Below are 23290 nucleotides of genomic sequence, written 5' to 3' on the forward strand. Positions count from 1 at the left end.
GGTGCCGGCCAGGTCAGTATCCGGCGGCGGCCGCGTACGCCGTGAAGGCGCCGCGCAGCATGTCGACGGTCTCGTCGGCGAGGTGCGCGTGCACGCTGAGCCGCACCGTGCCGCCCCGGGTCGTGACCGTCACGCCGTGGTTGTGCAGCGCGGCACCGAGCGCGGTGAGACGTTCCGCGGGCGGTGCGAGTACCACCAGGCCGGCCCGTTCCCTGGCGTCCCTGGCGGACAGCACCGGAATGCCGAACTGGTCGGCCAGGTCGATCAGTCGCTCGACGTTGGCGCACACCAGGGCCTCGATGGCGGGCAGGCCCGCGACCTGGATCTCTTCCAGCGCCGTCGCGAACCGGGCCTGGGCGATGCCGTCCCCGTTGGTCACCCCGAACGCCGACGCCGCGTGTGCCGGCGGCGGCACCTGGTCCCACGGCTCGGTGATCTCGGTGCCGGTGAATCCGGAGACAACCGGGGTGAGCCGTTCCACGGCGCGGTCGCTCAGGGCGAGGAAGCCGGTGCCCCAGCCGGCCCTGACCCACTTCTGGCCGCCGGAGGCGACGACATCGGCCGCCTCGTAGGCGGCATCCACCACCCCGAAGCCCTGGATGGCGTCGACGATGAGCAGCCTGTCACCGATGACCTGCCGGATGCCTTCCAGGTCGGCCCTGAAGCCCGTGCGGGAATCGACGAGGCTGACGGCGACCGCGACGGTGGTCGGTGTCAGCTGGTCCCGCACCTGGCCGGGAGTGACCGCTCCGGCGCTGTTCTCGCCGCCGTCGGCCGTGAGCCACTGCGGCGTCGCCACGTGCAGGGCCTCCGCGGCACGGCTGGCCGCGAACGGCAGGCTCGGAAAGTCCGCCGGTGACAACAGCACGTCACCGGTCAGGCCGAACATGGCGTGCATGAGGCCCATGCTGGTGTTGGGTTGGGACACGATCTGGTCGGCCCTGAACCCCAGGCCCGCGGCCACGGCGGTGCGCATCCGCAGATCTTGCTCGCCGAAGTGGCCGAGGCTGCCGTGTCGGGCCCTGGCCAGGATCTCGGTCTGGCCGCGCGTTTCGGCGACGACGGCACTGGACATGGGGCCGATACGGCCGTAGTCCAGGTAGCCGGGGTCTTCGGTGAAGCCGTTCAGGAAGGCGGCGAGGGGCGTCTCGACCGCGCTCACCCGCCGAACCTGCGGTGCCGTTTGGCGAAGTCGCGCAGGGCCCGCAGGAAGTCGACCTGGCGGAGGTCGGGGCCGAGGGCCTCGACGAAATAGAACTCGCTGTGCGCGCTCTGCCAGAGCATGAAGTCGCTGAGGCGCTGCTCGCCCGAGGTGCGGATGACGAGGTCGGGGTCGGGCTGGCCGCCCGTGTACAGGTGCTGGCCGATGAGTTCGGGGGTGAGGGTCTCGGCGAGGTCCTCGAGAGTGCCGCCGTGGGCATGGTGGGTGGCGACGATGCTGCGCATCGCGTCGGTGATCTCGGTGCGGCCGCCGTAGCCGACGGCGAGGTTCACGTGCAGGCCCGTGTTGGCGTGCGTGCGGGCCTCCGCGGCGGACAGGGCGCCCTCCAGGGGCCCGGGCAGGCACTTCTTCGACCCGACCTGCTGCACCTTCCAGTCGCGGTAACGCGACAGGTCCTCGGCGAGGTCGGCGATGATCTCGAAAAGGGCGTCGAGTTCCTCGGTCGGGCGCTGGGTGAGGTTGTCGGCCGAGAGCAGGTACAGCGTGACGACGGAGATGCCGAGATCGTCGCACCACTCCAGGAATTCGCGCATCTTCGCGGCCCCGGCCCGGTGCCCGTGGGCGGCGGAGTCGTAGCCGAGCTGTTTGGCCCACCGACGGTTACCGTCGATGATCATGGCCACGTGCCGCGGCAGGACCGCCGCGGTCAGCCCGCGACGCAGCCGACGCTGGTAGACCCTGTAGAGGAGTCCGCGTCCGAGGGAGAATTGCCGCATCTGCACACAGTTACGCTAGCTCAATCCGGCCCGCGTTCGCGCCGCGGCGCCGCCGAGGCTGCCGTATCCTGACAGCATGGCCGCTACGGATGACATCCCGAATCTCCCCCTCCTCGAAGACGAGATCGAGCATCCGGTTCCCGAAAAGCCCACCTGGCGGGGCTGGATCCACGCCGGCACGTTTCCGGTCACCATCGTCGCCGGCATCATCCTGCTGCTCGCGGCGGACGGCCCGGCTGCTAAATGGAGTTCGGCGGTCTTCGTGGCCAGTTCGATGCTCCTGTTCGGCAACTCGGCGCTGTACCACCGCTTCAACTGGCAGCCGCGCACCCGCATGGTGCTCAAGCGCATCGACCACGCCAACATCTTCCTGCTGATCGCCGGATCGTACACGCCCATCACGGTGCTGGCCCTGCCGCCGGACAAGGCAGTGCTGCTGCTGACCCTGGTCTGGGGCGGCGCGATCCTCGGCATCGCGTTCAGGGTGTTCTGGATCAACGCCCCGCGCTGGCTGTACGTGCCGCTCTACCTCGCGCTGGGCTGGGGCGCGCTGATGTTCATCGTCGACTTCTTCCAGGCCGATGCCCTGATGATGACCCTGATCATGGTCGGCGGGCTCTGCTACTCGGTCGGCGCCGTCGTCTACGGTCTCAAGAAGCCCAACCCGATCCCCGGGGTGTTCGGCTTCCACGAGATCTTCCACTCGCTGACCGTGGTGGCGTTCCTCTGCCACTGGTTCGCGATTCTGATCATCGCCACGCATCCGCTGTACCCGTAGGCGGGTACCCCCGAGCTCAGGCTTCTGGCGTGTCCTTCTTCTGGGCGGCCAGCGCGTCGCGTTCGGCGACCTCGGCCTGCAGCCGTTCCTGCATCTCCGCACGGTATGTGGTGCGGCGGATGCGGCGGGCCAGGTCCATGCCCAGCAGCAGGGTCACGGCCGCGACGAAGAAGATCGCGAAGAAGCCCCACGGGCCCGGTGTGACGGTGTCGGGGTTGAACTCGGGCGCCGGGGTGTTGGACAGGATGAAGCTGACCACGGGAGAGTACATCCCGCTCACGCGTCGTCCCTCACACCACTGAAAAGATCGGATTCGGGCATGTTCGTGTCAACTTTCGATTCGACTAGTTGGAAGTCCTCGTAGGGCCAGGCCTTGCGCACCATGTCATTGGGCCAGAAGAAGAAACTGCTCGTCGGCGACACCTGGCTGGCATGTGACCGCAAGGCATCGTCGCGCACCTCCAAGAAGTCCCCGATCGGCACGTGCGTCGTGGCCAGGTTCGGGTACTCGCTCATCCGTTCCCTGGCGCTGGCCAGCGGTTCGAGCAGGTCGGAGTCCGGTTCGGTGATGCTGAGTTCGAGGTACATGGCGTCCATGCGCTCGAGGTTGAAGATGCGGTCGTAGTACAGCTTGTCGATCTGCCACGTCGCGCCGGCATCGGGATACCGGTCGGCGTCGGCCGCGGCGCGGAACGCCTCGACGGAGACCTGGTGGCAGCGAATGTGATCGGGGTGCGGGTAGCCGCCGTTCTCGTCGTAGGTGATGAGCACCTGGGGACGGAAATCGCGGATGATGCGCACCAGGGGTTCGGCCGAGTACTCCAGGGGCACGTCGGCGAAGGAGTTCTTGGGCACCCCGCCGTCGTCGGCCATGCCGGAGTCCTGGTAGCCCAGCCAGAGGTGTTGGATGCCCATCGTCTGCTGGGCCGCCGTCATCTCCCGGCGGCGGAGGCCGGCGAGGTCGCGCTCGGCCATGGCCACGTCGGCCAGGTCCTCGTTGAGGATGCTGCCGCGTTCACCGCCCGTGCAGCTCACGATGAGAACCTCGGCGCCGAGGCTTCGGTAGTACGCGTACGTCGCGGCGCCCTTGCTCGACTCGTCGTCGGGATGGGCGTGCACTGCCAAGAGCCGCAGGGTCATGAAACTCCTCAGAAATGCCAGCTAACCTAAGGTACAAGCCTAATCGTTGAACCGTGAGTGTGGAGTCTGAGTGGCCGTGAGCAGCAACCTCGACGAACGCTATGGGCGAACCCCCGGCAGCACCCGCCGCGACCGCCGGGTGTTGTGGGTCGTTGCCGGCTTCTTCGCCCTGATCCTCACCGGATGGGTCGTCTGGGCGGGCCTTGACGGCGCGGGCCCGGAGATCGAAGCCAGGGACACCAGGCACCAGATCATCGACGAGAACGGCATCAGCGTGACCTTCGAGGTGTCGCTGCCCCCGGAGAAGGCCGCCAGCTGTGCTGTGCAGGCGCTCAACGAGTCGTTCACTGTGGTGGGCTGGAAGGTCATCGATCTGGCGCCGTCCGCCGACTACACCCGCTCGTTCACGGAGATCGTGAAGACGACCGAGTTGAGCAACACCGGATTGATTTACCGCTGCTGGTTGACCTAGACTGATGTATTCGCCCTGACAGAAGTCGGGGCGTCCGCTGTATGTCGTGACGTACTAGGCCGCGATGTTCTAGGACGTGACGTGTCAGGCCGTGACCTGCCCAGCGACGAACGGCCGCTTCCTGCGGCACCATCGGCGCACTATCTGCCGGCGCACCACCGATCAGCACGAGAAGGAGAGAACCATGACTACCGAAACCTCGGTCACCTGGCTAACCCAGGAGGCCTATGACCGCCTCGCTGCGGAGCTGGACACTCTCAGCACTGTTGCTCGGGTGGACATCGCCAACAAGATCGAGTCCGCGCGGTCGGAGGGCGACCTCAAGGAGAACGCCGGCTACCACGCGGCCAAGGAGGAGCAGGGCAAGATGGAGGCGCGCATCCGCACCCTCACCCTGCTGCTGCGCACCGCAGAGGTGGGCCACGCCCCCGAGAGCAAGGGCGTCGTCGAGCCCGGAACCGTCATCACCGCCACCATCGCCGGTGACGAGAGCCGGTTCCTCATCGGCAGCCGGGAGATCGCCGGCGACAGCGACCTGGACGTGTACAGCGAGAAGAGCCCCCTGGGCGAAGCCATCATCGGGCTCAAGGTCGGCGCGAAGACGAGCTACGAGACCCCCAACGGCAAGCAGATCGCCGTGGAGATCCACCTCGTGGAGACCTTCACCGGCTAACTGCCCCTGGTGACTCGAACGGCCGGCTGCTCACGCAGCCGGCCGTTTTTGTGTGCCCGGTCTAGTCGGTGCGGGGATCGTACCCGGCGGCGCGCAGGGTGTCGACGACGTGTTGGCGGTGTTCGGGGCCGCGGGTCTCGACGCTGATGTCCAGCTCGACCTCGCTGATCTGCAGGCCGGCGCCGTGGCGGGTGTGCAGGACCTCGATGACGTTGGCGTGCGCCTCGGCGAGCAGCTCGGAGATCCGGGCGAGCTGGCCGGGACGGTCGGGCAGCATGATCCGCAGCTTGAGGTACCGGCCGGATGCCGCCAAGCCGTGGCTGATCACGCGCTGCATGAGCAACGGGTCGATGTTGCCGCCCGAGAGCACCGCAACGGTGCGGCCGGTGTTCGTGATCTTGCCGGCCAGGATGGCGGCGACCGAGACGGCTCCGGCCGGCTCGACGACGAGCTTGGCCCGCTCGAGGAGCACCAGGATCGCCCTGGCCATGTCGTCCTCGCTGACGGTGACGATCTCGTCGACGGCGTCGCGGATGATGGCGAAGTTCAGCAGGCCCGGCTTGGCCACGGCGATGCCGTCGGCCATGGTCGGGGTGATGTCGATGGCGAGGGCCTCCCCCGCGGCGATGGACGGCGGGTACGCCGCCGCGTTCTCCGACTGCACCCCGATGACCCGGATCCGACGGTTGTGCCGTGCCGAGTACTGCTTGAGCACACTGGCCATGCCGGAGGTGAGCCCGCCGCCGCCGATCGGCACGATCACGGTCTCGAGGTCGGGCATCTGGTCGAGGACCTCGAGGCCGAGGGTGCCGGCGCCGGCCACCACATCCGGGTGGTCGAACGGGGGAATCAGGACCGCGCCGGTCTCGCGGGCGTACTCGGCGGCGGCCAGGAGTGGCTCCGCGACCGTGTGCCCGCGCAGGATCACCTGGGCGCCGTAGTCGCGAGTGGCCTGCAGCTTGGGCAGCGCGACGCCGACGGGCATGAAGATGGTCGCCTCGATGCCGAGCTCCCTGGCGGCGAACGCCACCCCCTGGGCGTGGTTGCCGGCGGAGGCGGCGACGACGCCGCGAGCCTTCTCCTCGTCGGTGAGCTTGGACAGCCGGTGGTACGCGCCGCGGATCTTGTACGATCCGGTGCGCTGCAGGTTCTCGCACTTGAGGAAGACCGGTGCACCGAGGATCGCCGAGAGGTAGCGGGAGCTTTCCATCGGCGTGACATCGGCCACCCGCGACACCACGGTGCGGGCGGTCTCGAAGTCGTCGAGGGTGGGGCCGGCCAAGGTTGTGTCGGCACGGGCTGCGCCGGCGAGAACTGCGGGGGTGTCTGTCATGGACGGGTCTCTCTTACTCTGCTCTCGGTGACGGCGACTGTGCGCTGCGGCCGGAAGCCCGGCCGCTGCGGAATCGTCTGCCACAGAATGGAGCCGGGTGCAGCGCCGGCCGGCGGCACTCCCCCGCGCCAGGCACCGCTATGGATGTAGCTGATCATAACGTTCAGCACGGCAGCGACGGGAACCGCGAACAGGGCGCCGGGGATGCCGGCCAGCAGCGCACCGGCCGCCACGACCAGCACCACGCCGAGCGGATGCACCTTGACGGCGGTGCCCATGATCAACGGCTGCAGCACATGGCCTTCGATCTGCTGTACGAGCAGCACCACCCCGAGCATCAGCAGGGCCACGAACCAGTCGTTGAAGATCAGCGCTATCAGCACGGCCACGGCGCCCGTGGCCACGGCGCCGACGATCGGGACGAACGAGCCCAGGAACACCAGCACGCCGATCGGGATGGCCATCGGCACGCCCAGGATCGCGGCTCCGGCGCCGATGCCGATCGCGTCGATCGTGGCGACCAGGATCTGCACCCTGGCGAAGTTGCCCAGGGTCGTCCAGCCGGCCGCGCCGGCTCCGGCGACGGCAGGTCGCGCCCGGCGGGGGAAGATCCGGACGATCCAGTTCCAGATGCCCTTACCGTCGATGAGGATGAACAGCAGACTGAACAGGGTGAGGAGCGCACCCGTGGCCAGGTGCCCCAGCGACGACCCCAGCGACAGGGCGCCGCTGATGAAGATCTGGCTGTCGGCCTGGAGGGCGTCGACGGCCTGGCTGAGATAGCCATTGATCTCGGCGTTGCTCAGCTGCAACGGCGACGCCGCCAGGACCTCCTTGAGGTTCGCGTACGACGCCGCGAACCGGGCGCTCAGCCCCACCGAGCCGGCGGCGATCTGCGTGACGGCCAGCGTCACGAGACCGGCGATCACCGCGAGGGTGCCGACCAGAGCCGCCGCGACGGCGAGCCCCTTGGGCCAGTGATGCCGGGTGAGGAAGCCGACCAGCGGTACGAGCAGGGCGGACACCAGCACCGCCACGAGCAGCGGGATCACGATGAAGCGCAGCTGCACGATGAGGTACAGCAGCACGGCGATCACGGCGGCGATCACGAGAAGACGCCACGCCCACGCGCCGGCCAGGCGGATGCCCGCCGGGATGTTCTCGTCCACGCCGTTGGTCTCCGGCTGCACCGGCGTGAGGACCGCCGTGATAGGCGCGGTCGAGGGGGTCGTTCGGAGTTTACGCCGGCGGCCGAACCAGCCGGGACTTCCCGTGGGTGTGCTCACCGAACCAGTCTAGGACGGCGTGGGAGCGCGGCGGCGAGGTCCTGCACAGCTTCCACCGGGACGGGTGCGCCGGCAAAGCGCACCAGCACGCTCTCGCCCACCTGATGGCGGTCGCGGACGTCGTGTTGCACCACGACGGTGCCGCCTTGCTCGAGTTGCACGCTGGTGCGGCGCAACGAGCCGAGGAAGCTGGAGACCAGCACGGTGCCCGCCAGGCTCATGCCTGCCGGAGCGTCGCCTGGCGTCCCGGCCGTGACCAGCGTCAGGTCCTCTGGACGCACGAAGACCCGCACCGGCCCATCGGCGTGGGACGGGTCGAGCAGCGGCAGGACCACCCCGTGCACCTCGGCGAAGCCGTGCCGCACCGCTCCGGGCAGCCGGTTGCTCAGCCCCACGAAATCCGCGATGAACGGCGTCGCCGGCCTGGTGTAGAGCTCCTCCGGCGTGCCCACCTGCTCGATCCGGCCGTCCCGCATCACCGCGACCCTGTCGGCGACGGCGAGGGCCTCGTCCTGGTCGTGCGTCACGAAGAGGGTGGTGATGCCCAGTTCGGTCTGGATGCGCCGGATCTCATCGCGCAGCTGCACCCGCACCTTGGCGTCCAGCGCCGAGAGCGGTTCGTCGAGCAGCAGCACCCGGGGCCGGGTGACCAGCGCCCTGGCCAGGGCCACCCGCTGCTGCTGGCCGCCGGAGAGTTCGTGCGCGAACCGGCCGTAGTGGGCGTCCAGGCCGACCAGGGCCAGGGCCGCCGCCGCCCGTTCGCGGCGCTCGGCGGCCGGCACACGGCGCATTCGCAGTCCGAATTCGACGTTCTCGCCGGCGCTCAGGTGCGGGAACAGCGAGTAGGACTGGAACACCATGCCCATGTCGCGGCGGCTGGTCGGCAGCCCGGAGACGTCGTCGCCGTTGATCAGGATGCGTCCGTCGTCGCAGCTCTCCAGGCCAGCCAGCACCCGCAGCGCCGTGGTCTTGCCGCTGCCGCTGGGGCCGAGCAGGGCCACGAGTTCGCCGGGCTGCAGGGTGAGGTCGAACTCGGTCAGCGCAAGGTGGCTGCCGTAGCGCTTGGCCACGCCGGCGAACTCGACGACAGTCTTCTGCTGAACTGTGGGCGTTTGGATGTGACTCATGACTGGTCTCCGCCGGAGGTCGGGGTGGTCGGGGTGAGGGTGGTCGGGGTGCGGGCCGGCCGGCGACGTTCGGTGCCGAGCCGGCCGATGGCCAGCAACAGCAGGAACGCCGCGAACAGTGCAAGCAGCGAGAGGATCACGGCGCTGTACGGGTCGTTCTTGCTGACCACCACGAGCGCGGTCTGCAGGTTGACCCGGCTCAGTAGCGACGCGATGGTGAACTCGCCCAGCACCACGGCCACGGCGATGAACGCGCCGGCCAGGATGCCGCGGCGGAGGTTCGGGACGAGCACCCGCACCAGCACACTGGCCCAGCCTGCACCGAGGGTGCGCGCCGCCTCGCTGAGCGTGCGCACGTCCACACCGTCGAGGTTGGCCTGGATCGCCCGGTAGGCGAACGGCAGCACGGTGATGCCGTACGCGAATGCCAGCGTCCAGACGCCGCTGCCCGCGAACCGGGCCAGCACGCTGAACACCGGGGCCAGGCCCACCACGAGCACGATCGCGGGGATGGAGATGGGCAGGATGCACACGATCTCCAGCGTGCGGCGCAGCCGGGGGAACCGGATGTGCACGAGCAGCATCGTCGGCACCAGCAGCACCAGCACGATCATGACGGTGCCGACGGCCAGACCCACCGAGTTGCCGAGGGCGACCAGAACCGGGGCGTACTCGCCGGTCAGCCCGTTCTGGAACAGCTCGATCCAGCGCTGGAAGTCGTAGCCGCCGACCAGGCCGCGCCGCAGGGTGAACTCGATCATCGCGAGGATCGGCACCGCGAAGACCAGGCCGACCCCGCCGAGGATCAGCAGCCTGGTGAGCCGACCGGGCGCGTGCGCGACGCCGCGCACCGACCGGAGACCCGCCGTCATCGCTGCCACCTCGCGGCGCGGGACGCCAGCTTGGAGTAGCCGATCATCACGACGGTCATCACCAGGATCATGCCCAGCGCCAGCGCACCGGCGAGGTTCTCCCGGCCGAGCATGGTCTCGCTGGTCAGCGCCGACCGGATCTGCAGCGGCACGATCTGCGCGCCCTGGCTGGTGAGGGTGGCGGCGGTGGCGTACGAGGAGAACGCGTTGGCGAACAGGAGCAGCAGGCCGCCCAGGAACGACGGCGCCAGCACCGGCAGGCCGATGCGCAGCCAGTAGGTGCGCGTGCTGCCGCCGAGGGTGGCGTTGGCTTCCGCCCAGGTCGACTTGAGCGACGCGAGCGCCGGCATGAAGGTGATGATCATCAGGGGCACTTGAAAGTAGATGTACGGCAGCACCAGGCCGGGCAGTTCGTAGAGCCAGACCCCGTCGGCGAAGATGTCGATGCCCAGACGCTCCTGCAGCAGCAGGGTGACCATGCCCTGGATACCGATGGTCGCGGTGAACGCGAAGGCGAGCATGGCGCCGCCGAACTGGGCGATGACGCTGCTGAGGGAATCGACGGTGGAGCGCAACGCCCCGTCCGGGCGGGCGCCGAGCAGGGCGTAACAGACCAGGGCGCCCACGACGGCGCCGATGATCGCGGTCAGCGCCGACAACCAGATCGAGCTGCCGAAGGCGGCCAGCACCACGGGGTCGCCGAGCGCGGCGACGGTGTCGAGGGTGAAGCCGCCGTCGTTGCCGATGAAGCCGGTGCCGACGGCGATCAGGGTCGGCAGGGCCAGGAAGAGCAGCACATAGACCGCGAACGGCAGCAGCCCGAAGGCTGCTGCCGGCACACGGAACCTACTGGACAGCCGCGGCCCACTTTTCGCCGAGCAGCGTTGCCGCGGCTTCGCTCTGCGCGGCGGTCGGGACCACTGTGGTGTCCGGCACGGCGGGCAGGGCGTCGAACAGGTCGGCGTCGATGGTGCCTTCCGCCGCCATGGCGTCGGCGCGCGCCGGGCGGGCGCCTCCTTCGAGCCAGAGGTTCTGCGCTTCGTCGCTGTAGAGGAATTCCTGCCAGAGGCGCGCGGCGGCCGGGTGCGGCGCATCCACGTTGATCGCCTGGTTGTAGTAGCCGGCGTAGCCGGTGCCGGGGAAGACCACGACCTCCCAGTTGCGCTCACCCTCCAGCTGGGCGCCGTAGCCGACGTTGAGGTAGTCCCAGTCGAAGACGACGGGGGTCTCGCCCGAGGCGATGGTGGCGGGGGTCGGGTCGACCTTCACGAAGTTGCCGGCGGCGTTGAGGTCGCTGAAGAAGTCGATGCCGGCCTGGAAGTCGTCCACCGAGCCGTCGTTCTGGACGGCGGCCATGCCGACGGCGGCGAAAGCCGCTCCGGCCTGGGTCGGGTCGCCGTTGATGGCGACCTTGCCCTTGTAGTCGGCGCCGAGCAGGTCGGCCAACGACTCGGGTGCGGGAACGGCGTCGGGGTCGTAGCCCACGGCCATGTATCCGCCGTAGTCACCGACGTACAGGCCGCTCTCTTCCTTCAGCGCGTCGGGGATGTCGGACCAGGTGGCCACCTGGTAGGGGGCGAACTGGTCGGTGTTGGCCAGGGCAACGGCCAGGCCCAGGTCGAAGACATCGGGGGCGGTGTCCTGGCCGGCCAGGTTCTCGGCGGCCTGGATTTCCTCGGCGCTGGAGCCGTCAGGGGCGGCCTCGGTGATGGTGATCTCGGGGTACTTCTCGGCGAAGAGGTCCAGAACAGCGCCGTAATTGGCCCAGTCCCGCGGGAGGGCGATGACGTTCAGGGCGCCCTCCTCGATGGCGGCGGCCTCGAGGCCGGCCAGGTCGCCGAAGGCGGAGATGCTGGTGGCGGTGGCCGCGTCGACGGAACCGTCGGTGCCGGTCGCCTCGGCGGTGCCGCTCGCGCAGCCCGTAAGGGTGAGAGCGACGATGGCTGTCGCGGCGAGGGAAGCGGCCAGGGTGCGGGTGGTGAGCAAGGGTCCTCCGTATGAGAGAGCAGGGTGATGGCCGGCTGTACCGGTCGCTGCGAGACTAGAAGCGGCGGGTTGCGCAGGCACACCGCAGGGTTGAACGCGGCGTGAACGTCGGATGTCGCCGGCCGCCGGTAGGGTCGAGGCGTGCTCCAGACGATCTCGCCTGCCCTCGCCCGCCGTGTCGCCCTCGCCGCGCAGGGCTTCGGCCGCCCGGCCGCGCCCACTCCAGGCATCCGCCAGCTCGGCGCCCTCGTGGAGCGGCTCGGATTGCTGCAGATCGACTCGGTGAACGTCTTCGAACGCAGCCACTACGTGCCGGCCTTCAGCCGTCTCGGCCCCTACGACAAGGCCCAGCTCGACAGGTTGAGCACCGGCGCCAAGCCGCGGCTCACCGAGTACTGGGTGCACGAGGCGTCGCTGATCCCGGTGGATGACTGGCCGCTGTTCCGCTGGCGGATGCAGGCATACAGGGACAAGGCCGCCGCCGACGACACCCACTGGTCGCAGGAGAACGCCCCCATGCTGGCCTGGCTGCGGGCCGAGCTGGCCGCCAACGGCCCCATGCGCGCCAGCGCGATCGAGCACGACGCCAACAAACGCAGCGGCCCCTGGTGGGGCTGGTCGGATGTGAAGATCGGCCTGGAGACGCTGTTCCGCTGGGGCGACGTGGTCAGCGGCGGCCGCCAACGGTTCGAGAGGGTCTACGCGTTGCCCGAGCAGGTCTTCCCGACCGCGCTGCTCGACCGCGAGGTACCGGCCGCCGACGCGCACCGTGCGCTCATCTCGCAGGCGGCCCGGGCCCACGGCATCGGCACTGTGAAAGACCTGGCCGACTACTTCCGGTTGCGCACCGAGCCCGCCCGCGCCGCCATCGCCGAGCTCGAGGATGCGGGTGAGCTGATTCCGGTCGAGGTTCCCGGTTGGGGCCGGGGCGGGGCCGCCGGCGCCGCCTGGTTGCACCGGGACGCCCGGCTGCCCCGCCGGCTGGACGCCGCGGCGGTACTCAGCCCGTTCGACCCTGTGGTCTGGGAACGGGCGCGGGCGCTACGACTGTTCGGCTTCCACTACCGCATCGAGATCTACACCCCCCAGGAGAAACGGCAGTTCGGCTACTACGTGCTGCCGGTGCTGCTCGGCGACACCATCGTGGGCCGTGTCGACCTCAAGAACGACAGGCAGGCCGGGGTGCTGAGGGTGCAGGCCAGCTGGGCCGAGCCCACCGCGCCCGCCGACACCGCCGCACGCCTGGCCGAGGTTCTGCGGAGCACCGCGGCCTGGCAGGGTCTGTCCGACATCGAGGTGGTCCCCCGCGGCAACCTCGCGGCCGCTCTCGCCGCGGAGTTCTAGCGCCAGAGATCTAGCGCTTTAGAAGGTGCTGCCCATCGCGTGCAGTCGCTCGATGCGCTCGGTAAGCGGCGGGTGGGTGGCGAAGAGCTTGTCCATCACACCGGGTTTGAGCGGGTCGGCGATCCACAGGTGCGCCATTGAGGTGTTCTGCTTGCGCATCGGGCGGCCGTACTCGCCCAGCTTGGCCAGGGCGCTGGCCAAGGCATCCGGCTGACGGGTGGTCAGCGCGCCGGTGGCATCCGCGAGGTACTCGCGCTGCCGCGACACGGCCAGTTGCACGACCGAGGCGATCAGCGGGGCCACGATCATGGCGACCAGGCCGAACACCAGCACGATCGGGTTGCCGTTGTTGTTGTTGCCGCGGCCGAAGAACGCCATTCGCAGGAAGATGTCGGAGATGAAACCGACGGCCACGACCAGGCCGAAAACGATCATCGAGACGCGGATGTCGTAGTTGCGCACGTGCCCGATCTCGTGGGCCATGACGCCCTCCAGTTCGGCGTCGTCCATGATGTCGAGCAGACCGGTGGTGGCGGCCACGATGGCGTGTTTGGGGTCCCGGCCGGTGGCGAAGGCGTTGGGCGCCGGGTCGTTGATGATGTACACCTCGGGCATCGGCGTGCCCGTGGTGATGGACAGGTTCTCCACGATGCGCCAGAGCCGGGGGTGATCGGTGACGCTGTTCACCCGGATGCCCCCGCTCATGGCGATCGACTGCCGACCGGCTGCGAAGTACTGGATCAGCGCGTAACCGCCGGCGATCACCAGGGTGAGGATGAGCACGCCGGGACCCTGTACGCCGTAGGCAAGACCGGCGAGCCAGCCGAGCCCGGAGATGATCACCACGAACAGCACAATGATGACGACGGTGTTGCGCTTGTTACGCGCGATCGCGCTGTACATGGGTCCTCTTCGGGGCTGCGGTTACAGGTGTGGCGGCTAGAACTGCACGCGAGGCGGTTCGGCGATGGCCGCGGCGTCGCTGACCTCGAAGAACTCGCGCTGGCTGAAACCGAGGTTCTTCGCGAACAGGTGGTTCGGGAAGACCTGGATCTTGGTGTTCAGCTCGCGCACGCCACCGTTGTAGAACCGGCGGGAGGCCTGGATCTTGTCTTCGGTGTCGACCAGCTCGCCCTGCAACTGCAGGTAGTTCTGGCTGGCCTGCAGCTGCGGGTACGCCTCGGCGACGGCGAAGATGCTCTTCAGGGCCGTCTGCATGTGGTTCTCGGCCGCGGCGGCGTCCACCGGGCCCTGCGCGGAGAGAGTCTCGGCGCGCGCCTTGGTCACGTTCTCGAAAACCGACTTCTCGTGAGCCGCGTAGCCCTTGACGGTTTCGATCAGATTGGGGATGAGGTCGGCACGGCGCTTGAGCTGCACAGTGATGTCGCTCCACGCTTCATCCACCCGCACCTTGAGGGTGATGAGCGAGTTGTAGGTCGCCCACAGGTAGATACCCGCGATCGCAACGAGTGCGACGACGATGAGGACCGGGATGAGCCATTCCATGGCAGCGTCTCCTTGCGATTTGACCTGGGCGATACGTGTTCGAGCCCCATCATAACGAAGCCCGCTGGGGCTCCCATGTGCTTCCCATCACACTCCAAGGAATCATCCCGCCCGGGTCCGCTAAGTGTGAGAAAAGCACCCATCCGGGCCGGTTTTTGGGGCTTATCTCACACCTCGCGAACCTATCTTGCGCTGAGGACTTCCTGGAGCCAGCGGTAGGAGAGTTTGGGGGTGCGCTTGCGGGCGAGGTCGGTGAAGTCCACGTGGACCAGGCCGAAGCGTTGGGTGTAGCCGGCCGCCCATTCGAAGCCGTCCAGCAGCGACCAGACCAGATAGCCGCGAAGGTCAACCCCCTCGGCCGGTCCGCCGGGCGCGACGGCGTCCACGGCCGCGACGAGGTGCTCGGCCAGGTAGTCGATGCGGGCCAGGTCGGTCACCGCGCCACGGACATCCGCTGTGTCGGGATAGCTCGCGCCGCCCGCGGTGAGGTAGACCGGCGGCAGGGCCTCGCCGTAGCGGTCCTGCAATTCGGCCAGCAGCACCGGCAGGTACTCGGGTGCGTTCGGCCAGCCGAACCCGGTGACCGGATGCTCGCGGAACGAGGTCAGGTGGAACGGCAACCGGCTGCTCATCGGGCGTTCCTCAGCGGGACGGTCCTCGGGCGCGCGTACCGGTTTGGCCGCTCCGGCCGCAACCCGGCTGGGCTGGAAGTACTCGACGCCGTAGAAGTCCAGCGGCTGGTGGATCGTGCGCAGGTCGTCGGGTTCGATCTCGTGCAGGTAGCGCAGCTCGTTCTCGAACACCCCGACGGGGTCCGGATAGCGGCCGAGCAGCACCGGATCGGCGAAGAGCCGGTTGTGCAGCAGGTCGTAGAGGGCCGCGGCGTCACGGTCGGCTTCCCGGTCGGTGGCGCTCTGCACCGGCGAGTGCACATTGGCGAGGCCGATCCCGCCGCGCACGTCGGCGGCGCGCAGCCCCTGCACGGCGAGGCCGTGACCGAGCAGCTGGTGGTGGCCGGCCGGTAACGCGTCGAACAAGAGGGCCTGGCCCGGGGCGTGCACGCCGATCATGTAGCCGTTGAACATCACCGTCGCCGGGTCGGCGATGGTGACCCACCGGTCGATGCGGTCGCCGAAGACCGCACCCATCTCGTGGGCGTAATCGCCGAATCTCATCGCGGTGTCACGGTTCAGCCAGCCGCCACGGAGCGCAGCGGGGGTGTCCCAGTGCGACAGGGTTGCCATCGGGCTGATGCCGTTGCCGAGCAGCTGATCGAGCAGCCTGTCGTAGAACGCCAGACCCGACCGGTTCAGCGTCCCACGACCGTCGGGTTGCAGGCGCGGCCAGGCGAAGGAGAACCGATAGCTGTCTGCGCCCAACTCCCGCAGCAGGGTGACGTCCTCGGTCAGCTTGCCGATGTGGTCGGCGGCGACCGACGCGTTCTGGCCGTCCAGGATGCGGCCGGGCTCGCGGGTGAAGGCATCCCAATGGGATTCGCCGCGGCCGCCGTCACGCGCGCCGCCCTCGATCTGGAAGGCCGAGGTGGCCGTGCCGATCTGAAAACCGGTGGGGAGCCGATCGCCCAGTTCGGCGGCCCGGTGCTGCCAGGCGCGGGACGCCGGGGTGTTGCTGCTCATGGCCCAAGAACTCTTTCCAGGTAACGGTTGGTGAATCGACGCTCCGGGTCGAGCCGGTCCCGCACGGCGAGGAAGTCGTCGAAGCGCGGGTAGACCTGGCGGAGCGTGTCCGCGTCCAGGTTGTGCATCTTCCCCCAGTGTGGGCGACCGTCGTGCGCGCGCATAATCGCCTCGACGTCGGCGAAGTACTTCTGCGGGTTCTCGCGGAAGTACCTGTGCACGGCGATGTAGCCGGTGTCTCGGCCGTAGCCGGTGGAGAGCCAGACATCGTCGGCCGCGCTCGAGCGTACTTCGAGGGGGAAGGAGATGCGCCAGCCGCGCTTCTGGATGAGGGCGCGCACCTCGCGGAGCGCGTCCGGCACCGCCTGGCGCGGCAGCGCGTACTCCATCTCGTGGAATCGCACGGTGCGGTTCGTGACGTAAACCCGATGCGAGTGGTCGGTGACGTCGCGGCGGCCGGTGAGCCGTTCCACGAGGCGGTTGACCCTGGGCACCAGCGGCGGCAGGACCACTCCCGCCGCGCAGGTGGCGCGGAACACCGCGTTGCCGAGCAATTCGTCGTCGACCCAGCGGTTCAGCCGGCCCAGCGGGTCCCGGCCGGTGCGCGGCGGCAGCCGGGTGTTGGTCTTGGTGAGGGCGGTCTCGGTGTGCGGGAACCAGTAGAACTCGAAGTGGTCGGCCGAGGTGCTGCGCTCGAGGTAGCCGTCCAGAACGACCTCGAACGGCTCCGGTGCGTCGACGGCGTGCAGGAGAAAAGCCGGCACGCACTGGATGGTGAGGTCCACGAGGATACCCAGGGCGCCGAGCCCCAGTCGCACCGCGGGTAGCAGCTCGGGATTCTCGGTCTCGGTGACGCGCAGCACCGAACCGTCGCCGGTGACCAGCGTCACGGCGACGATCTGGGCGGCGAGGCCGGCAAAGGCGCCGCCGGTGCCGTGCGTGCCGGTCGAGGTGGCTCCGGCGATGGTCTGCCTGTCGATGTCGCCCATATTCTCCAGAGCGAGCCCGTAGGGGGCCAGCAGCGCGGGCAGCTGGTGCAGGCGGGTGCCGGCGGCGATGGTCACCCTGGCCGTGGCCTCGTCGACGTCGATCAACCCGCCCCAGGCCAGGTCCAGTTGCACGCCGGGCGAAACCGCGATGCCCGAGAAACTGTGTCCGGAACCGACGGCCTTGATCCTGACGCCCGATTTCACAGCGGCGAGCACGGCGCGTTGCGTGGCGGCCGCGCTGGTCGGCCGCTCCACCCTGACCGGCACGACGGACTCGCTGCGTGCCCAGTTCTGCCAGCGGGCGCCGCTGGCCGTCACAGGAAGGCCTTGCCTTCGCCTCGGTAGGTCGGCAGCATGTCGACCACGATACCGTCCTCGACCAGCGCGAATTCGTTGAGATGTTCGCTGAGTTCGCCGGACTTGGTGTGCCGCATCCAGACACGCTCGCCGACCCGCAGTGCGGCGGCGGCAGACCCGGTGACCGGTGACTGCACCTCCCCCGCCATCTCGCGCGGCACCAGGCTCAGACCCTCCGGCCAGACCAGGCGCGGTGAGCGATCCGCCCCCGGCGGACCGGAGGCGATCCAGCCGCCGCCGAGCAGGGCCGCCGTCTGCGCGGTGGGCTTCCGCACAACCGACAGGGCGAATGCGGCGGCCGGTGCCGGCCGGAAGCCCGAGTAGCTGTCGAACAGGTGGCCGCCGAAAAAACCGCTCCCGGCCGCGATATCGGTCACCGAAGTGTCGGCGTGGGTGCTCTCCAGCGAGCCGGTGCCGCCGCCGTTGACGAATTCCAGGTCGGCGACCTGCCGCACCGCGGCGACCGCCGCGGCGCGCCGGGCCGTGATGTCGACGATCGACCGATTGCGCACCCACCGGTTCAGGCCGCCCTGCACGGGGTGGCCAGGGGGTCTGTCGCCGAGACCGGCGATCTGCGCCTCATACGCCATCAGCCCGACCAGCTCGAAGCCGGGCCTGGAGACGATGGCCAGGGCCAGGGCCCTGGCGTGCTCCGGCGTGTGCACGGGCGAGCGCCACACCCCCAGGTGGCCGAGCACCGGCGCGTTCCAGGACGCGTCCAGTTCGAGGCAGACCCGGATGCGTTCACGCTGCGACGGCGCGAGCACGGCGTCGACGATGTCGAGGTGGTCGATCGAGTCCACCATCAGGGTCACTCGGGCGGCCAGGTCGGCCGAGCGGGCCAGCGTGTGAAGCGCCGCCCTGTCGACGCTGGGGTAGCCGACCACGATATCGTCGTGGGTCTGGGCGAGCCAGAGGGCCTCGGCCAGGGTGAAGGCGAGAATGCCGCGGTAGCCGGGCAGGGCGAGCACGGCGTCGAGCACGCCGCGTACCCGCAGTGACTTGCTGGCCACCCGGATCGGGGTGCCCTGGGCGCGGCCGAGCATGTCGTGGGTGTTGTGCCGCAGGGCCCCGAGGTGCAGCGCCCCCACGGGGGTGTCCAGGCCCCGGGTGGCCTCGGTCAGGTCCGGCCAGTACTGCTGCGGGTCGAGCCAGGGCGTGGCAGCCGGACCGGTCGGCCGCGGTGAGAGGTCGAGGCTCATGCGGGCCGGCCCAGCGCGGCGACGGAGTCCGCGGCGAAATCGAGCAGGGTGGCGGTGGCGGTGTCATCCCGATCCACCAGCCAGGCGATGGTGAGGCCGTCGGTGAGGGAGACGAGAAGGCGGGCCACCTCGCCGACGGGATGCTGCCAGACCGAGCCGCTTCGCCGGGCCGCGGTGTCCAGCGCCTCGGCCGCGAGGGCGTGGTAGCGCTCGTACTGGGCCACGGCGAGGTGGTGCAACCCCGGGGACCTGAGGGCGTACTGGGTGAGTTCGAGCATGGCCTTCTCTCTCAGGGGGTCGCGGCTCATGTGATCGGCGTAGCGTTGCAGTCCGTCGCGCAGGATCTGCCGCAGCGACTGGATGTCGTCCTGTCCCTGCGATTCCGTGCTGGACGGCTCAGGTAGCACGGCGGTGGCTTCCTCAGCCACGACGTGCCTGATGAGTTCGACCATCAGCTCGTCGCGGCTCTGGAAGGCGTAGTGGAAGCTTGCCAGCGACATCCCGGCCTCGGCCACGATAGCCCGAGTGGTGGCCTGGGCCACGCCCCGGTCGGCGACGACCCGTAACGCGGCACGCACCAGGGCGCTGCGCCGGTCCGCGGCGGGAATGCGTGTCACCTGGTCACCTTGTCCTGCGTCGTTAACGTCGAATAGTGGGGCAGTTGACCCAGTGCACAGTATGGCGCAGGATCTCCTCGGTCGGGCGCGCCACATTGACATTCCTGGCCATGGCCCATGAAATGGTCTGAGGGAGTCCATTGCAGAGGTCACGCCGTTTCAGCGCGCACGGGTCGAACACACGAACCGGTCGGGGTCTTCGGCGACCCACACGCACGCGGGTGGCCTCGTTCGGGATCCTGCTCGCGGCTCTGGTCGGCACCGTGCTGATCGGCCCGCTCGCCGGTGCGGTCCAACCGGCCATGGCCGTCACGACCGAGACGGCGCCTGCCACCGCGACCGAACCGGCACCGTCCGAAACCACGACTCCCGACGCCTCGCAGGCGCCGTCGGAGCCAGACTCGCCGTCAGAGTCACCAGCGGAGACGCCGTCCGAGTCGCCGGCTCCGCCCGCCCCCGCCGCGCCCACCATCGACAGCCCCGGCGCCAACGCCTTCGTGGCCGGGAGCGTCACCGTCTCCGGCACCCGTGACCCCACACACGACATTCAGCTGCTCTCCCCCACCGGCGGTGCTCCGCTGTGCACCGTCGCCGCCGACGGGTCGTCCACCTGGCAGTGCCCCGGAGTGGTCCTGCCCAGCGGACCCGCCGTCGACCTGCGGGCGGAGGTGCCCGGGGACTCCGCCCTCGCGGCGGTCCACCCCGTGCGGGTGCTGCAGGCCCCGACGATCACGGGCGGCTCGACCGGCCATTCCTCTTCGAGCGGGATGGTGCGCGGCACCGGCTATCCCGGCGCCACCGTCACCGCCACTCTCGCCGCGGGAGCGAGCTGTTCGTTCACCGTCGACACCTCCGGGGTGTGGGCCTGCCTGCTGGAGGGCGCAGTGTCGAGCGGGGCGCAGCAAATCACCGCCTCACAGCAGACCTCGTTCAGCGCCCCGGAGTCGTCGCCGGCAAGCGATCCGATCAGCCTGACCTTCGACGTCGACGGCCCGGCCGCGCCCGTCGTGACGAGTCCCGCCGCCGACGCCACGCTGACCTCCGCCGCCGGGCCGTTCTCCGGGCGGGGCGAGAACGGGGCCACCGTCACGGTCTTCGCCGGCGCCTACTCGGTCTGCAGCGCCGTCGTGTCCGGTGGCACCTGGTCGTGCACAGGGTCCGGCATCGCGAACGGCTCGTACGACCTGCGCGCCGTGCAGCAGGATGCCGCCGGCAATGTGAGCCCCGGCAGCTCGGCGATCCGGGTGACCTTCGGTGCCGCGACCGCGGCGCCCGCACCGGCACCGACACCGACCGCCGCCCCGCCCGTCGTGCCTGCCCCGACGGCGACCGCACTGGCGACCCCCACGGCCACACCGGGCAGCGGTTCGCCCAGCCCGCTGCCCGCCGCCCCCAACGACGGCGACGCCGCTGCACCGCCCGAGCTGACCGTGCCAGGAGGCGGCTGGAACGACCCCACCCAGTTCAGCACCGCGGTGATCCCGCCCTGGACCGTGGCGCAATTCCCTTGGCTGCAGGCGGCGATGCTCACGCTGGGAGCCCTGCTGCTGCTCGTGATTCCGGCCCGGCTGCTGGCCGGCACCATCACCCGGGCGCGAGACGGCCGGCCGCTCCTTCGCGGCCACCAGCTCGCCGGCCGCAACCGCGCCGGTGAGGAATTCGAGGTCGCCCCGACCCTGCAGGTCAACCGCTGGGTGGCCTACGGCGGCACCGTCGTCGCCGCCGCCGTGTTCGTCCTGTTGTCTGGCCCGGTGTCCGCGACGCCGGCCTATCTCCGGCTGCTGCTGGCCGTGGTTCTCGCCCTCGTGGTGGTGAACGCCGTGGCCGCCCTGGTGCCGCAGTGGTGGGGGTCCAGGGCGCTGCACATCGAGGTGACCACGACGATCCTGCCGCGGTACCTCGCGGTCGTCGCCGTCACCGCGCTCGCCTCCAGACTGTTCGAGCTCCAGCCCGCCCTGCTCTTCGGCCTGCTGGGCAGCGTCGTCGTGGGCGCGGGGCCCGGCCTGGCCCAACGGGGCCAGTTGGCCGCCATCCGGGCCGGCACCCTGTTCGCCCTGGGACTGGCGTCGCTGCTGGTCGTCGGCACCCTACCGGCGGCCGACGGTTTCCTCAGCACCCTGGCCGCTGAGGTCGCGAACACCGTCGTGCTGGCCTCGATCGGCTCGGCCGTGCTCGTGCTCATTCCGATCGGGAATACGAGTGGACGCAGCATCCTGGCCTGGTCGCCGCCGATCTGGGCCGCCCTGACGGTGCCGGCCTTCCTCACCCTGTTCACGCTGCTCTCGCCCATGCTTCCGCGTTGGACGGGCACCGGCACCGCGATGCTGCTCTGGGTGGTGGCGACAGGCTTCGCCGTGGTCAGCGTGGCCGCCTGGGCGTGGCAGCGCTTCGTACTGCCGGGCCGACGCTGAGGCGCGCCGCGCCGGGTGATTCCTGGTGCCCCCGCTGGGATTCGAACCCAGACTGTGACGATTTTAAGTCGCCTGCCTCTGCCGGTTGGGCTACGGGGGCACGCCCGGTCTAGCCGGGCATCACGAGCGGATGCCGCACCGGGGTGCGGCATCCACCGGTGACTTTACGGTGCTGCGATGGTCTCCGTGCCTGATTCGGCAGCGGCGACCTCGACGACGGGCTTCTTCACCGGGGCCTTGCGCGGTGCTCGCGGGGCCTTCACCGCGGCCGGGGCGACGACCGCGGGTGCGGCTGCCGGCGGCTTCGGACGGGACGCGAACTCCTGGAACACGGCGCGAGGCGTCTGCACGGCCTCGAGCGACACGATGTCGCGGCCCAGGAAGAGGTTCAGGACCCAACCGCCGACAACGCGAATCTTGCGCTCCCAGCTCGGCATGGCCAGGCCGTGGTAGCCGCGGTGGGCGATCCAGGCCGGGAAACCCTTGAGGGCGAATTTGCCGGACTGGAATGCGCCGACGCCGACGCCGAGGCCGGCCACGGCTCCGAGGTTCTTGTGGTTGTAGTCCGCGGGGCCCTCACCGCGGAGGACCGCGACGATGTTCTTGGCCATGAGCTTGCCCTGGCGCACGGCGTGCTGGGCGTTCGGCACGCAGAAGCCGCCGACGCCGCCGCCGGAGAGGTCGGGAACCGCGGTGATGTCACCGGCGGCCCAGGCGTCGACGACGATCTCGTCCTCGGTGCCGACACGCAGGTCGGCGCGCACGCGCAACCGGCCGCGCTCTTCGACCGGGAGGTCGGTGTTGCGCACGATGCCGGGGTTCGCCATGACGCCGGCGGTCCAGACGATCAGGTCGGTCTCGAAGGACTCCCCGGTGGAGAGCTCGATCTTGCCGTCGACGGCAGACGTGAGCTGGGTGTTCAGGTGCACCTCTGCACCACGCTCGGCGAGGTTCTTGATGACCCACAGCGCGGTGGTTTCGCTCACCTCCGGCATGATGCGACCCATTGCCTCGATGAGGTGGAAGTGCGTGTCCTCGAAGGCGATCTGCGGGTACTTGGTGAGCAGCGAGCTGGCGAAGGAGCGCAGCTCGGCGAACACCTCGATGCCGGCGAAGCCGCCACCGATGACCACGAAGGTCAGCAGGCGGTCGCGCTCGGGGCCGGCGGGCAGCTGGGCTGCCTTGTCGAAGTTGGTGAGGACGGTGTCGCGGATCGCGACGGCTTCCTCGATGGTCTTCAGGCCGATGGCCTGGTCCGCGACCCCGGGGATCGGGAAGGTGCGCGACACGGCGCCGGCGGTGACCACGATGATGTCGTAGTCGAAGACCCACGGTTCGCCGACCGGCGGCGTGATGGTGGCCTTCTTTTCCGCGTGGTTCACGTTGGTGACCTTGGCGGTGAGCACATTGGTCTTCTTGAGGTGGCGACGGTGGGCCACGACCGAGTGACGCGGATCGATGGATCCGGCGGCCACCTCGGGGAGGAACGGCTGGTAGGTCATGTACGGCAGCGGATCGACCATGGTGACCTCGGCCTCGCCGGGACGCAACCACTTCTCAAGCTTCCAGGCGGTATAAAAACCCGCGTAGCCGCCACCGACGATGAGAATTTTGGGCACGAT

At 69.5% G+C, this 23290-nt stretch carries 22 protein-coding genes and 1 tRNA gene; 5 read left to right on the plus strand and 18 right to left on the minus strand.

Annotated elements, in window-relative coordinates; all coding sequences use genetic code 11:
* Positions 1 to 13 precede the first annotated feature (13 nt).
* Both B7495_RS11605 and B7495_RS11610 read right to left on the minus strand, forming a co-directional pair.
* A complete protein-coding gene (locus B7495_RS11605; RefSeq protein WP_240632224.1) occupies positions 14 to 1162 on the minus strand; it encodes an aminotransferase class V-fold PLP-dependent enzyme in 1149 nt (382 codons plus the stop codon).
* Positions 1159 to 1938, minus strand: coding sequence for an isoprenyl transferase (locus B7495_RS11610; protein WP_088458070.1), 780 nt, complete (start codon positions 1936 to 1938; stop codon positions 1159 to 1161). The genes B7495_RS11605 and B7495_RS11610 overlap by 4 nt, the downstream gene beginning before the upstream one ends.
* A 76-nt stretch (positions 1939 to 2014) precedes the next feature.
* Between B7495_RS11610 and B7495_RS11615 the strand changes: the two genes are divergently transcribed.
* Positions 2015 to 2716 carry a hemolysin III family protein gene (locus B7495_RS11615; RefSeq protein ID WP_088456701.1) on the plus strand — a complete coding sequence of 234 codons (702 nt, stop codon included), beginning with the start codon at positions 2015 to 2017 and terminating at the stop codon, positions 2714 to 2716.
* Between the two features lie 16 nt (positions 2717 to 2732).
* On the opposite strand, the gene B7495_RS11620 is transcribed toward B7495_RS11615, so the two are convergent.
* Both B7495_RS11620 and mca read right to left on the minus strand, forming a co-directional pair.
* Entirely contained in the window at positions 2733 to 2987 is a 255-nt protein-coding gene (locus tag B7495_RS11620; RefSeq protein WP_088456702.1) for a hypothetical protein, read from the minus strand.
* A 5-nt stretch (positions 2988 to 2992) separates the two neighbouring features.
* Positions 2993 to 3856: a mycothiol conjugate amidase Mca gene (mca, locus tag B7495_RS11625; RefSeq protein ID WP_205748673.1), complete on the minus strand. Its 864-nt coding sequence runs from the start codon at positions 3854 to 3856 to the stop codon at positions 2993 to 2995.
* A 76-nt stretch (positions 3857 to 3932) separates the two neighbouring features.
* Here mca and B7495_RS11630 point away from each other — a divergent pair, with 76 nt between their 5' ends.
* Both B7495_RS11630 and greA read left to right on the plus strand, forming a co-directional pair.
* Positions 3933 to 4328, plus strand: coding sequence for a DUF4307 domain-containing protein (locus tag B7495_RS11630; protein ID WP_168195314.1), 396 nt, complete (start codon positions 3933 to 3935; stop codon positions 4326 to 4328).
* Between the two features lie 184 nt (positions 4329 to 4512).
* Complete coding sequence (gene greA / locus B7495_RS11635) at positions 4513 to 5001, plus strand: transcription elongation factor GreA (RefSeq protein WP_088456704.1); 489 nt, start codon at positions 4513 to 4515, stop codon at positions 4999 to 5001.
* Positions 5002 to 5062: 61 nt separating this feature from the next.
* On the opposite strand, the gene ilvA is transcribed toward greA, so the two are convergent.
* Genes ilvA through B7495_RS11665 form a run of 6 tightly spaced genes read right to left on the minus strand, consistent with a single transcriptional unit; the run spans position 5063 to position 11605 of the window.
* Entirely contained in the window at positions 5063 to 6334 is a 1272-nt protein-coding gene (gene ilvA, locus B7495_RS11640) for a threonine ammonia-lyase (protein ID WP_088456705.1), read from the minus strand.
* Entirely contained in the window at positions 6331 to 7620 is a 1290-nt protein-coding gene (locus tag B7495_RS11645; protein ID WP_240632225.1) for an AI-2E family transporter, read from the minus strand. The genes ilvA and B7495_RS11645 overlap by 4 nt, the downstream gene beginning before the upstream one ends.
* Positions 7617 to 8747 carry an ABC transporter ATP-binding protein gene (locus tag B7495_RS11650; protein WP_088456706.1) on the minus strand — a complete coding sequence of 377 codons (1131 nt, stop codon included), beginning with the start codon at positions 8745 to 8747 and terminating at the stop codon, positions 7617 to 7619. Before B7495_RS11650 ends, B7495_RS11645 begins: the two co-directional genes overlap by 4 nt.
* Positions 8744 to 9619 carry an ABC transporter permease gene (locus B7495_RS11655; protein WP_088456707.1) on the minus strand — a complete coding sequence of 292 codons (876 nt, stop codon included), beginning with the start codon at positions 9617 to 9619 and terminating at the stop codon, positions 8744 to 8746. The genes B7495_RS11650 and B7495_RS11655 overlap by 4 nt, the downstream gene beginning before the upstream one ends.
* Positions 9616 to 10458 (minus strand): ABC transporter permease subunit, encoded by an 843-nt coding sequence (locus B7495_RS11660; protein ID WP_088456708.1) that lies wholly within the window; start codon positions 10456 to 10458, stop codon positions 9616 to 9618. Before B7495_RS11660 ends, B7495_RS11655 begins: the two co-directional genes overlap by 4 nt.
* 7 nt (positions 10459 to 10465) lie before the next feature.
* The gene (locus B7495_RS11665; RefSeq protein WP_088456709.1) at positions 10466 to 11605 is read right to left on the minus strand and encodes an ABC transporter substrate-binding protein; all 1140 of its coding nucleotides are present in this window, start codon (positions 11603 to 11605) and stop codon (positions 10466 to 10468) included.
* A gap of 141 nt (positions 11606 to 11746) precedes the next feature.
* Here B7495_RS11665 and B7495_RS11670 point away from each other — a divergent pair, with 141 nt between their 5' ends.
* Positions 11747 to 12949 carry a winged helix-turn-helix domain-containing protein gene (locus tag B7495_RS11670; protein WP_088456710.1) on the plus strand — a complete coding sequence of 401 codons (1203 nt, stop codon included), beginning with the start codon at positions 11747 to 11749 and terminating at the stop codon, positions 12947 to 12949.
* Positions 12950 to 12967: 18 nt separating this feature from the next.
* Here B7495_RS11670 and B7495_RS11675 read toward each other — a convergent pair whose 3' ends face one another.
* The 6 genes from B7495_RS11675 to B7495_RS11700 all read right to left on the minus strand — a co-directional run bounded on the left by B7495_RS11675 (position 12968) and on the right by B7495_RS11700 (position 19257).
* Positions 12968 to 13852, minus strand: a complete 885-nt coding sequence (locus tag B7495_RS11675) for a M48 family metalloprotease (protein WP_088456711.1) — start codon at positions 13850 to 13852, stop codon at positions 12968 to 12970.
* Between the two features lie 36 nt (positions 13853 to 13888).
* The gene (locus B7495_RS11680) at positions 13889 to 14455 is read right to left on the minus strand and encodes a LemA family protein (RefSeq protein ID WP_088456712.1); all 567 of its coding nucleotides are present in this window, start codon (positions 14453 to 14455) and stop codon (positions 13889 to 13891) included.
* 182 nt (positions 14456 to 14637) lie between these two features.
* On the minus strand, positions 14638 to 16092 hold the full coding sequence (locus B7495_RS11685) for a glycoside hydrolase family 1 protein (protein ID WP_088456713.1): 1455 nt from the start codon (positions 16090 to 16092) through the stop codon (positions 14638 to 14640).
* On the minus strand, positions 16089 to 17399 hold the full coding sequence (locus B7495_RS11690; protein ID WP_088456714.1) for a D-arabinono-1,4-lactone oxidase: 1311 nt from the start codon (positions 17397 to 17399) through the stop codon (positions 16089 to 16091). Before B7495_RS11690 ends, B7495_RS11685 begins: the two co-directional genes overlap by 4 nt.
* A complete protein-coding gene (locus B7495_RS11695; protein WP_088456715.1) occupies positions 17396 to 18640 on the minus strand; it encodes an alanine racemase in 1245 nt (414 codons plus the stop codon). Before B7495_RS11695 ends, B7495_RS11690 begins: the two co-directional genes overlap by 4 nt.
* The gene (locus B7495_RS11700) at positions 18637 to 19257 is read right to left on the minus strand and encodes a TetR/AcrR family transcriptional regulator (protein ID WP_166788904.1); all 621 of its coding nucleotides are present in this window, start codon (positions 19255 to 19257) and stop codon (positions 18637 to 18639) included. The genes B7495_RS11695 and B7495_RS11700 overlap by 4 nt, the downstream gene beginning before the upstream one ends.
* A 221-nt stretch (positions 19258 to 19478) precedes the next feature.
* Here B7495_RS11700 and B7495_RS11705 point away from each other — a divergent pair, with 221 nt between their 5' ends.
* Entirely contained in the window at positions 19479 to 21668 is a 2190-nt protein-coding gene (locus tag B7495_RS11705) for an Ig-like domain-containing protein (RefSeq protein WP_088456717.1), read from the plus strand.
* Between the two features lie 23 nt (positions 21669 to 21691).
* Here the strand turns inward: B7495_RS11705 and B7495_RS11710 are convergent.
* Positions 21692 to 21768 (minus strand) — tRNA-Leu (locus B7495_RS11710).
* Positions 21769 to 21832: 64 nt separating this feature from the next.
* A complete protein-coding gene (locus B7495_RS11715; protein ID WP_088456718.1) occupies positions 21833 to 23287 on the minus strand; it encodes an NAD(P)/FAD-dependent oxidoreductase in 1455 nt (484 codons plus the stop codon).
* Positions 23288 to 23290 lie beyond the last annotated feature (3 nt).

The organism is Cryobacterium sp. LW097 (assembly GCF_002205495.2).
In the GTDB taxonomy this organism is placed as follows: Bacteria; Actinomycetota; Actinomycetes; order Actinomycetales; family Microbacteriaceae; genus Cryobacterium; species Cryobacterium zongtaii.

Excerpts from the sequence above, each read along its gene's own strand:
- B7495_RS11610 (WP_088458070.1), bottom strand. The coding sequence starts at position 1,938 with ATGCGGCAATTCTCCCTCGGACGCGGACTCCTCTACAGGGTCTACCAG.
- B7495_RS11680 (WP_088456712.1), bottom strand. The coding sequence starts at position 14,455 with ATGGAATGGCTCATCCCGGTCCTCATCGTCGTCGCACTCGTTGCGATC.
- B7495_RS11650 (WP_088456706.1), bottom strand. The coding sequence starts at position 8,747 with ATGAGTCACATCCAAACGCCCACAGTTCAGCAGAAGACTGTCGTCGAG.
- B7495_RS11655 (WP_088456707.1), bottom strand. The coding sequence starts at position 9,619 with ATGACGGCGGGTCTCCGGTCGGTGCGCGGCGTCGCGCACGCGCCCGGT.
- greA (WP_088456704.1), top strand. The coding sequence starts at position 4,513 with ATGACTACCGAAACCTCGGTCACCTGGCTAACCCAGGAGGCCTATGAC.
- B7495_RS11685 (WP_088456713.1), bottom strand. The coding sequence starts at position 16,092 with ATGAGCAGCAACACCCCGGCGTCCCGCGCCTGGCAGCACCGGGCCGCC.
- B7495_RS11675 (WP_088456711.1), bottom strand. The coding sequence starts at position 13,852 with ATGTACAGCGCGATCGCGCGTAACAAGCGCAACACCGTCGTCATCATT.
- B7495_RS11695 (WP_088456715.1), bottom strand. The coding sequence starts at position 18,640 with ATGAGCCTCGACCTCTCACCGCGGCCGACCGGTCCGGCTGCCACGCCC.
- B7495_RS11620 (WP_088456702.1), bottom strand. The coding sequence starts at position 2,987 with ATGTACTCTCCCGTGGTCAGCTTCATCCTGTCCAACACCCCGGCGCCC.
- mca (WP_205748673.1), bottom strand. The coding sequence starts at position 3,856 with ATGACCCTGCGGCTCTTGGCAGTGCACGCCCATCCCGACGACGAGTCG.
- ilvA (WP_088456705.1), bottom strand. The coding sequence starts at position 6,334 with ATGACAGACACCCCCGCAGTTCTCGCCGGCGCAGCCCGTGCCGACACA.
- B7495_RS11615 (WP_088456701.1), top strand. The coding sequence starts at position 2,015 with ATGGCCGCTACGGATGACATCCCGAATCTCCCCCTCCTCGAAGACGAG.